Source organism: Agromyces sp. P2_B3 (assembly GCF_056404815.1).
Genome location: NZ_JBFUDH010000051.1, coordinates 1 through 814, shown reverse-complemented (window position 1 = coordinate 814; position 814 = coordinate 1). Strand labels below are relative to the sequence as shown.

General features: G+C 67.3%; 1 pseudogene. It reads left to right on the top strand.

Going from position 1 to position 814, the window contains the following annotated elements:
- Positions 1 to 39: 39 nt before the first annotated feature.
- Positions 40 to 814: pseudogene (locus tag AC1DZA_RS20125) on the top strand (transposase); the annotation flags it as partial.

Below are 814 nucleotides of genomic sequence, written 5' to 3'. Positions count from 1 at the left end.
TCTGCCGCTCTTTTCTGAGCGACACGAGAGGATGGCAAGGTGCCACGCAAGATTGACCACGAAGTTCGTTCCAGGGCTGTGCGGATGGTGACACAGCACCGTTCGGAGTACTCGTCAGAGACCGCCGTCAGAGCCCAGGTCGCCGAGTCGCTCGGGGTCTCGCAGGAGTCCGTGCGCCGGTGGGTGCAGCAGTTCGAGATCGACACCGGCGTCGTCGCGGGGGTCTCGTCCGAGGAGCGTGAAGAGCTCCGGAAGCTCCGCAGCGAGAACCGTCGGCTGCGGGAGGTCAACGAGATCTTGCGTTCGGCGACAATTTTCTTTGTGGGGGAACTCGACCCCCGCAACCGTTGATCGTGGCGTTCGTGGACCAGATGCGTGCGTCTGGTCATGCCGTCGAGTCGATCCGGGAAGCCCTGAATATCGCAGGGCTGAGGGTCGCGGCACGAACACTGCGCCTGTGGCGCTCCACGACAGGACGCGTCGCGACGCGGACGGTCACTGACGCGATCGTCGAGGACGCCGTCCGAGGAGTCGCGTTCAGAACGACCCTGGATGGCCGGCAGGCCCTGGCACCGGAGGGACTGTACGGGCGGCGGAAGATGCTCGCCCTGCTGCGTCGCGGCCAGGTCCCGGATGCCAGCTTCGGCGCGGTCGACCGGGCCATGCGGTCCCTCGGGCTCAGCGGCGTGGTCCGGGGCCGCCGGCCGCGCACGACGATCCCGAACCCGAAGGACACCCGCGCCCCGGACCTGCTGAACCGGGACTTCACCGCCCCGGCCCCGGATCACGTCTGGGTTGCTGATTTCACGTACGT